General features: G+C 46.9%; 8 protein-coding genes and 1 pseudogene. 6 read left to right on the forward strand and 3 right to left on the reverse strand.

The genetic code is table 11. From position 1 onward, the window contains the following. Positions 1 to 37: 37 nt before the first annotated feature. Both DKW60_RS10410 and DKW60_RS10415 read left to right on the forward strand, forming a co-directional pair. Positions 38 to 1,108, forward strand: coding sequence for an isocitrate/isopropylmalate dehydrogenase family protein (locus DKW60_RS10410; protein ID WP_281271841.1), 1,071 nt, complete (start codon positions 38 to 40; stop codon positions 1,106 to 1,108). 29 nt (positions 1,109 to 1,137) lie between these two features. Continuing rightward, on the forward strand, positions 1,138 to 1,410 hold the full coding sequence (locus DKW60_RS10415; RefSeq protein ID WP_109837597.1) for a putative quinol monooxygenase: 273 nt from the start codon (positions 1,138 to 1,140) through the stop codon (positions 1,408 to 1,410). Between the two features lie 87 nt (positions 1,411 to 1,497). On the opposite strand, the gene DKW60_RS10420 is transcribed toward DKW60_RS10415, so the two are convergent. After that, positions 1,498 to 2,502 carry an adenosine deaminase gene (locus DKW60_RS10420; protein ID WP_109837603.1) on the reverse strand — a complete coding sequence of 335 codons (1,005 nt, stop codon included), beginning with the start codon at positions 2,500 to 2,502 and terminating at the stop codon, positions 1,498 to 1,500. 167 nt (positions 2,503 to 2,669) lie between these two features. Further along, positions 2,670 to 3,131, reverse strand: a complete 462-nt coding sequence (locus DKW60_RS10425; protein ID WP_109837598.1) for a hypothetical protein — start codon at positions 3,129 to 3,131, stop codon at positions 2,670 to 2,672. 311 nt (positions 3,132 to 3,442) lie between these two features. On the opposite strand from DKW60_RS10425, the gene DKW60_RS10430 reads away from it, so the two are divergent. Next, positions 3,443 to 4,609 carry an AAA family ATPase gene (locus DKW60_RS10430; RefSeq protein ID WP_109837599.1) on the forward strand — a complete coding sequence of 389 codons (1,167 nt, stop codon included), beginning with the start codon at positions 3,443 to 3,445 and terminating at the stop codon, positions 4,607 to 4,609. Positions 4,610 to 4,666: 57 nt separating this feature from the next. On the opposite strand, the gene DKW60_RS10435 is transcribed toward DKW60_RS10430, so the two are convergent. After that, positions 4,667 to 4,948 (reverse strand): RyR domain-containing protein, encoded by a 282-nt coding sequence (locus tag DKW60_RS10435; protein ID WP_219988711.1) that lies wholly within the window; start codon positions 4,946 to 4,948, stop codon positions 4,667 to 4,669. Between the two features lie 232 nt (positions 4,949 to 5,180). On the opposite strand from DKW60_RS10435, the gene DKW60_RS10440 reads away from it, so the two are divergent. From DKW60_RS10440 to DKW60_RS24590, 3 genes and pseudogenes are all read left to right on the forward strand, one after another. Next, the gene (locus tag DKW60_RS10440) at positions 5,181 to 6,368 is read left to right on the forward strand and encodes a glycosyltransferase family 4 protein (protein ID WP_245929674.1); all 1,188 of its coding nucleotides are present in this window, start codon (positions 5,181 to 5,183) and stop codon (positions 6,366 to 6,368) included. Continuing rightward, positions 6,346 to 6,876 carry a phosphatase PAP2 family protein gene (locus DKW60_RS10445; protein ID WP_109837601.1) on the forward strand — a complete coding sequence of 177 codons (531 nt, stop codon included), beginning with the start codon at positions 6,346 to 6,348 and terminating at the stop codon, positions 6,874 to 6,876. Before DKW60_RS10440 ends, DKW60_RS10445 begins: the two co-directional genes overlap by 23 nt. Positions 6,877 to 7,124: 248 nt before the next feature. Then, positions 7,125 to 8,018: pseudogene (locus DKW60_RS24590) on the forward strand (NAD(P)-dependent oxidoreductase); the annotation flags it as partial. Positions 8,019 to 8,526 lie beyond the last annotated feature (508 nt).

Genomic DNA, 8,526 nt, shown 5'->3' on the forward strand with positions numbered 1-8,526 from the left:
ACTACCTTGAAAAACACCGCCTTATACAATTGCGGTAATCAAAGGGGACGGCATCGGGGTTGATGTCACCGACGCAACACTGGCTATCGTGGACGCCGCAAAAAACAAAGTCGGGGGCTTCTCACTCGATTATCAGTTTATTCAGGCTGGTGCGGCTTATTACCAACAGACAGGTCAAGACATTGAGGAGGGCGGTGAACAAGTCGCCGGTGAAGCAGACGCTATCTTTTTAGGGGCTATCGGCCTGCCATCAGTGCGTTACCCGGACGGAACAGAAATCTCCCCTCACTTAAGGTTGCGGGATCGATTTCAGCTATACGCCGGCGTGCGTCCGGTAAGAGCATTTCCGAATGGACCGAAGCGCTTATCCGACACCCGCGCCAATGATATCGACATGGTGATTCTGCGGGAGTCAACCGAAGGACTCTTTTATACCGCTGCAGTGCACAATCGTTGTCCGGTCGAAAGTGACCATGAAGTGCAGGACGTAATGAGCATCACCCGTGATACAACAGAAAAGCTGCATGACTTTGCTTTTAAGCTGGCGGAGAAACGTAAGCACCGCGGTAAGAAAGGGGTAGTGACCTGCGTGGATAAAGCCAATGTCTTCAAATCGATGGCTTTTTTCAGAAAGATATTTGACGAACGACATGCCAATTACAGTCATACTGAAGTCAATTACAACTATGTGGACGCGCAGGCGCTGGACTTTATCCGTCGTCCCTGGGACTTTGATGTGTTGGTAACAGAGAATATTTTTGGCGACATTTTATCGGACTTAGCCGGTGGACTAGTAGGTGGTATGGGCATGGCTGCCTGCGGAGAGATCGGGGACAATCATGGCTTATTCCAACCGGCACACGGCAGCGCTCCTGACATCATGGGACAAGACAAAGCCAACCCACTCGCGGCCATTCTCAGTGGTGCACTTATGCTGGATTATCTCGCGGATAAATCAGCTAATACCCAACTAGCCGATGCCGCCTTATTGATTGAGTCAGCGGTGTATGACTGTTTCTCAGACAACACCATTCGCCCTATGGAGTTTGGTGGCGATATGGGGACAAAAGCGGTCACTGACACGCTACTTGAGCGCATTAGTCGCTAAATAAATACTTCGGGTAACACACTGTGTTTATGTTAATTGTTGAATTTGAAATTAAACCAGACTATGCCGATCAGTTTGCTACGTTGGTTCAGGCGCAAGCGGACAACTCGCTAAAGCTAGAGCCGGATTGTCATTTCTTTATGGTTGAGCGACGGGAAGACGCAAATAATAAATTTGTTTTATCAGAGGTCTATACGCATGCAAAAGCGTTTCAAGAACACTTAGCGTCAGCGCACTTTCTTGATTTTGATAACAATATTGCGGATTGGGTGATTGAGAAAAATGTGCGTTCGATTGAATAATCAAGACAAAACGACTAAAACGGCCCACACCACCTAGATGGCATGGGCTGTCATCATTTACCCAGTGGTAGCACTAGCGATTGAGCGCTATACGGACGCGAGATAAGCTTCCAGTTGATCGGTTAAGCGATATTTCTCATCATCACTAATAAACGCTGCTTCAAAACCATTGCGTGCTAATGTTGCGATCTCCACCTGAGTCAAATCAACCGCTTCTGCCAGCGCGATGAAATTCTCATTCATATAGCCACCAAAGTAAGCGGGATCGTCAGAGTTAATCGTGGCTTTAAGACCCGCTGACAGCATTTTCTTAATCGGGTGATTCTTCAGATCATCCACGACGCATAGCTTTAAGTTGGACAACGGGCAAACCGTAAGCGCCATGCTTTCATCAGCAATACGCTGCGTCAGTGCAGTATCTTCCAGTGCGCGGTTACCGTGGTCGATACGCTCTACTTTTAGCAGATCCAACGCCTGCTTCACATACTCTGGCGGGCCCTCTTCACCAGCATGCGCCACGATATGAAAACCTTCTGCTTTGGCGCGTTCAAACACTGCTGTAAACTTCTCAGGCGGATGGCCTAGCTCAGATGAATCCAAACCAACACCAATGATTTTATCCTTATGAGGTAAGGCCTGCTCCAACGTTTTCATCGCATCATCTTGATCTAAATGACGCAAGAAACACATGATTAAACCAAAACTAATGCCTAACTGCGACCGGCCATCTTCCAATGCACGGTGAATACCATTCAACGCTGTTTCAAAGGCCACACCACGCTCAGTATGACCTTGTGGATCAAAGAAGATCTCAGTATGAAGCACATTTTGCGAGTGAATTTTCTTGAGGTATGCCCAAGTCAGATCATAAAAATCCTGCTCTTTATGCAGTACATTCATGCCTTGATAATAGATATCGAGGAAGTCCTGAAGGCGACTGAAGTCATACGCTTTACGCAGTGCTTCAACATCCGCAAACGGTAGATCAATATTATTGCGCTGAGCGATTTCAAACATCAACTCAGGCTCAAAAGTACCTTCGATATGAAGGTGTAACTCCGCTTTTGGGAGGTTTTCAATAAAGCTTTTCATGGTCACGCGTTCCAGTATTTTCATCTATATGCAGTGCAGTATAACGACTGGAATACAACAAAACTATGTTGCTCGTGTTTATTGATGGGAACACGGATTAGTGATGGTTGATATAGAGGTTTGATCCAACCTCTCATTAGCTATCCAAGCTGAAGTCAGGTTTGCAATTACCAGTTAAAAGGTAACATTGAGAATGGCGTGAATTTATTTCCCATCTGATCCACTTCATTGGTCATGCGCCCCATCTGGCTGGACATCACCAAAGTCATATACGACATGGTATCGCTCATTTTTATAATATTCGGATTCATCTCTTCCAGCTGCTTCATTGAGGCGCGCATCTCTTCCATAGAAGACTGAATCTGTTGCATGGTGTGCATAGACTCCTGTATGTCACTCATCGAGCGGTTCATATCCGTAATTTGTTGCAGTAACTGTGGGGCGATGTCAGAGGCAGGTTTGATGGTTTCATCAAGCTGATCGATGGCTTTACTGATGGTATGAAAATCTTTGAAACCAGAGGTCCAAATGGGCTGCCAGACGAAAATAAACATGGAGAGCATCACTACCAATGCAACTGACGAAATTAAGAAAAACATTCCTTTCCAGAAACATGCGAACTTTTCCATGTTGATATCCTCTCCTGTCTGACACGTCACTGCCAGTTACATTGCTTATTGCCGATTTTTCACTGCCGCAGTGTAAACGTCATGTTGGATAAGTGATATATGCCAAAATTGCCATTGGGGATAGGTAAAGGTATGCACGTTGGACTTAGACAACACCAGCCCCTAAACTGATTTACGTTTCTGTGATGAATACCATCGTGATTCCGCTGCCGACTGCCGACTTCTGACTTCTGACTTCTGACTTCTGACTACTGACTACTGACTACTGACTACTGACTACTGACTACTGACTACTGACTACTGAGATAATCGTGCTAAAAACCCTCTCCATTGCCAACTATCGTTCATTACTGAATCTCACCATTCCGCTTGGTCGGTTGAATGTGATTACCGGCGCGAATGGCAGTGGAAAATCAAACCTTTACCGAGCTTTGCGGCTGCTGGCAGAAACCGCACAAGGCGGCGTCATTAATGCACTGGCCAGAGAAGGCGGCTTAAATTCAACATTTTGGGCAGGCCCGGAAACACTCTCTCGCAGCATGCAAATGGGTGATGTGCCGATACAAGGTACGGTCAGGCAAAAACGTGTACGACTGAAACTCGGGTTTACTGCAGAACATCTCGGTTATGCCATTTCTCTTGGTTTACCAAAACCGTCACCTTCAGCCTTTTCACTTGACCCCGAAATCAAACGTGAAACCATCTGGGCCGGTGATTTTTATCGCCCTGCAAGTGCACTGGTAGATCGCGAAGCAGCCGTGGTTAAAGTGCGTGATAAACGACAGTGGCAAGTTATCTCACAACACCTCAGCACTTTTGATAGCCTATTTAGTCAGATCGCTGACCCTAAACATTCACCTGAAATACTCGACTTGCGCGAGACCATACGCAACTGGCGATTCTACGATCATTTCCGAACCGATGCCGATGCACCCGCGCGCCAACCACAACTTGGTACACGAACTCCGGTGATGCATCATGACGGTCGGGATATTGCTGCGGCCATTCAAACCATTCGGGAAATTGGTGACCACCACGCTTTGGATGAAGCCGTCAGTGATGCGTTTCCAGGGGCTAGTTTGCGGGTTATTTCCCACGAAGACGGACGATTCTCTTTGGAGTTTAGCCAACATGGTTTACTGCGACCACTATCCGGCGCTGAACTGTCGGATGGAACCTTGCGATATATATTGTGGATTGCCGCCCTACTCACGCCCAGACCGCCACCTCTAATGGTACTGAACGAACCGGAAACCAGTCTTCATCCGGACTTATTACCGGCACTCGCCCGCTTGATTATTCGTGCTTCAGAAAATACGCAAGTTTGGGTGGTGTCGCACGCCTCGCGCTTGATCAGTGCTTTAAATGAATCACCGGAATGTCATGCGATTGAGCTGGAAAAAGAGTTTGGGCAAACGCGAGTGAAGGGGCTGGGGATGTTGGATGAGCCTGCTTGGCATTGGCCGGACAAGCAATAATCCGGCATTCGGTTATTTTCTATTGTTATCGTAACTACATCTTCTGTGAGCAATAAATCAATCTTTCACAATCTTAAAACCAGCCGCAATAATCGCCTTCAGCGCCTCTCGTGACGTACTGCGGTCGTACTCTTTTTCAGCTTCAGGCAACTCATCATAAGGCACCAAACAAGGGTGTAATAATTCTTTATCATTACGCTCGTCACCGTACCTCCAGCCATCTTTCATGCGCTGTTGCGACCACACTTCATGAGTATTAAACGCGAGTTTCTCAAGCAGCTCTTCAAGCTCATCAGGTAGGTCAACTTTACTGGTATCGATTGGTTTGGGGTTGTACATATTGTCATCCTTTTTTCTAACCATCATAGTAGACGCGTCAGCATCGTCAAGCAAATTCAGGACTAGCCGTGCCCTATCACGCAATAACACTGCTCCATCTACTATAGACAAGATTCCACACAAAAGATCATTATCAATGCCAACGGTCGGGTGTTGATTTTCTGAGCCAGTGACATAGAAACATCATAAAACAGTCATTTAGCTGCAGCTTTCGCGCATGAGAATGTCGGCTATGTCACAAGCTAACTATTCAAATCAGATACGCCTTGCCGTTGTCACCGAAACCTGGCCTCCTGAAGTCAATGGCGTGGCGAATACCATCCAGCATTTGGTCAATGGCCTGCTAAGACTAGGCCGCTATTATATTGAGCTAGTCAGACCCAAACAGTCCGCAAGCGACCAGCCGCTGCTGCAGGAAGACTTTGAAGAATATCTGACAAACGCCATCACTCTGCCTTTTTACAAAGAGGTAAAAGCGGGTTCCCCTCATTTTTTTGGATTAAGAAAGCGCTGGAAACAACAACGCCCTGACATTATTCAGATAGTCACCGAGGGGCCATTAGGTTATAGCGCGATGCGTGCGGCAAAGTCACTGGGCATTCCTGTCTTTAGTGACTTTCATACCAACTTCGACCAGTACAGTCAGCACTACCATTTGACGTATGGCTGGCGGCTGGTCAATCGCTATTTACGCCATCTACACAACAGCACGCTGTGCACACTGGTCCCTACCACGGAACTAGCACAGCAGCTGCAGCGGAGTGGCTATAAAAATCTGGAAATATTAGAACGTGGTATCAATGCCGGGTTGTTTCATCCCCACAAACGTAGCCAACAGCTAAGGCACTCACTGGGTATTATGGATGGGCAGTTAATGGTTACCTTAGTTAGCCGAATGGCACATGAGAAGAACCTTGATCTGGCCTTTGCCGCCTACCGCGAAATACAACAACAAGTGCCCAATGCCCGATTCGTACTAATTGGAGATGGGCCAGACCGCGCACGACTCCAAGCACAACACCCGGACTGCCTATTCGTCGGAATGCAAACCGGCGAAGCCTTGGCACAGCACTACGCCAGCGGTGACTTATTTCTGTATCCCAGCACCAGTGAAACCTTCGGTAATGTGATTATTGAGGCCATGGCCAGCGGATTACCCGTCGTCACCTATGACTATGCTGCAGCCCATAAATACATTCAATCCGGCAAGAATGGCATCACCGTTGAACTACACAATGAAGGCGCTTTTATCGATGCAGCAGTCAGTCTGGCAACACAGTCACAACAGCGACACGCAATGGGTATCAAAGCGCGCGCCACCACACAACAACTCAGTTGGGATAACGTGGTTTTACATCTGGATCATATCACCCAGCAACTCTTAGCCAAGGTACATCATGAAGAAACTGCACCAGCTTAATGCCTACGAAATACCACTGTGCCTGCTGTGTAACAAGGTCAATCATTGGAAACCTGTCAGTCTGTTCTTTGCTGCGATTAGCCGCTTGGGAGATGGCGTTTTCTGGTATGCACTCATGGCCTCTTTACCCTTCATCTATGGCTTGGGGGCGATCGTGGTGTCACTGCATATGGCACTGGTCTCGCTGGCAGGCCTGATCATTTATAAATGGCTAAAGACCTCAACCGTACGGGTACGCCCTTATCGCTATAACGACGACATTTTCCAAAATGTTGCGGCACTGGACCAATTTAGTTTTCCCTCCGGCCACACCTTGCATGCAGTTAGTTTCTCAGCAGTCTTGCTTCACTACTATCCGGAGTGGGGTTTACTAGTTATCCCGTTTGCCACGATGGTAGCGCTGTCTCGCGTTGTATTAGGACTGCATTACCCCAGTGATGTTGTGATTGGGGCAGTACTAGGGTTCGCTCTGGCCAGTGGCAGTATTGAGTTGGTGACTCTGTTTTAACACAAGGGAAATCGAACCATCATTAAACGGTTATCTAAACGCCTTAAGCACCCATTCGTCATCACACTGAAGGTTAACCATGAGCACTTCAACTACTGCAACACACCTCTCAGCCGGGTTGCCGCTGAGCCATAAATCTCAGTAAATTTTGGCATTGACAATATAGAAACACTTGATAGCAATTCCCACAATCGCCCCTTTTGTTCTGATAAAATAATTGTCCAACTAAAAAAGTTGCCAATGCAGAATATAAGGGGAAAAGCATGAGCAAATATAACGTCGCATTTATTGGACTTGGGGTAATGGGCTACCCTATGGCTGGTCACTTAGCAGCTGCCGGCCACAACGTCTGTGTCTATAACCGCACCACAAGCAAAGCGGAGAAGTGGGTTTCTGAGCATGGTGGGCACCTTGCAGAAACACCGGCAAAAGCCGCTGAAGGTGCAGACTTCGTGTTCGCTTGCGTAGGCAATGATGATGATCTTCGTGGCGTCACATTAGGTGATTCCGGAGCGTTCAAAGCCATGCCAACTGGCGCTGTTTTTATCGACCACACAACCGCTTCAGCCAATGTCGCACGTGAGCTTTCTGAGAAGGCTTGTGAATTAGGCTTCGCTTTCTTAGACGCACCGGTTTCTGGTGGTCAGGCAGGTGCTGAAAATGGCGTACTCACAGTGATGTGTGGTGGTTCTGAAACGACCTTTGACAGCGCTAAGCCATTGATTGATTGCTTCGCCAAATCAGCACAGTTAATGGGGCCGTCCGGTGCCGGACAACTCACTAAAATGGTCAATCAAATCTGTATCGCCGGTTTGGTCCAGGGTTTGTCAGAAGGTGTTGCTTTTGCACAAAATGCCGGACTGAACGCTAAGCAGGTGTTTGATGTGATCGGCAAAGGTGCCGCGCAATCCTGGCAGATGGATAATCGCCACGAGACCATGATCGATGGTAAGTTTGATTATGGCTTTGCAGTGGATTGGATGCGCAAAGACTTAAGCCTGTGCTTTGAAGAAGCTGAGCGCAATGGCTCGCAACTGCCAGTGGCTCAATTGGTGGATGCCTTTTATGCTGAGGTACAGGAAAATGGCGGGAATCGTTGGGATACGTCTAGTTTAGTGACGCGTTTGCGGACTCAAAAGTAACAGTCATGCCAGCATTTCGTAAGCAAACATTCCTGCAACAAACCTCCCTTGCAAAATGAGAGCCTGACTTTCATTTTGCAAGGCATGAGGATTAGATCGTTTTACTTATGCCTTTCAAAAAATCCCGCACCTCATAGCCCACAAAACAAATACATCATCACGTCTCAGTATTATCGAAAACGCTGGCTTTCATGTTTTTCCAGGTTAGCTTGCGAGAGACTTTTGATCATCTATCAAAAACGTTCAAACCATTCATCTTCAGTACTTACTGTGCGGATTGATTAGGATGCCTGTAGTCGACTATTACTATCGAATAAGTCTTTGATTGACCGGCATATTCGTAATAAAGGTTAAGTATGCTTATTTTTTTGAGACAAATCTGCCACCTTAGCCTTTTTTCTGTCAGCCTTTGGTTTTATATTTTTATCCTCTGTACACGACAAAAAATTAAACGACCGAATATAGTTCAAATATTGAACAACTGAAAACCCATCACTAAGTTGTTATT

It is taken from the genome of Leucothrix pacifica (assembly GCF_003172875.1).
GTDB classification, from domain to species: domain Bacteria; phylum Pseudomonadota; class Gammaproteobacteria; order Thiotrichales; family Thiotrichaceae; genus Leucothrix; species Leucothrix pacifica.

Coding starts and splice junctions, on each gene's coding strand:
- DKW60_RS10415 (WP_109837597.1), top strand. CDS start 1,138: ATGTTAATTGTTGAATTTGAAATTAAACCAGACTATGCCGATCAGTTT.
- DKW60_RS10440 (WP_245929674.1), top strand. CDS start 5,181: ATGTCACAAGCTAACTATTCAAATCAGATACGCCTTGCCGTTGTCACC.
- DKW60_RS10435 (WP_219988711.1), bottom strand. CDS start 4,948: ATGTACAACCCCAAACCAATCGATACCAGTAAAGTTGACCTACCTGAT.
- DKW60_RS10445 (WP_109837601.1), top strand. CDS start 6,346: ATGAAGAAACTGCACCAGCTTAATGCCTACGAAATACCACTGTGCCTG.
- DKW60_RS10420 (WP_109837603.1), bottom strand. CDS start 2,502: ATGAAAAGCTTTATTGAAAACCTCCCAAAAGCGGAGTTACACCTTCAT.
- DKW60_RS10425 (WP_109837598.1), bottom strand. CDS start 3,131: ATGGAAAAGTTCGCATGTTTCTGGAAAGGAATGTTTTTCTTAATTTCG.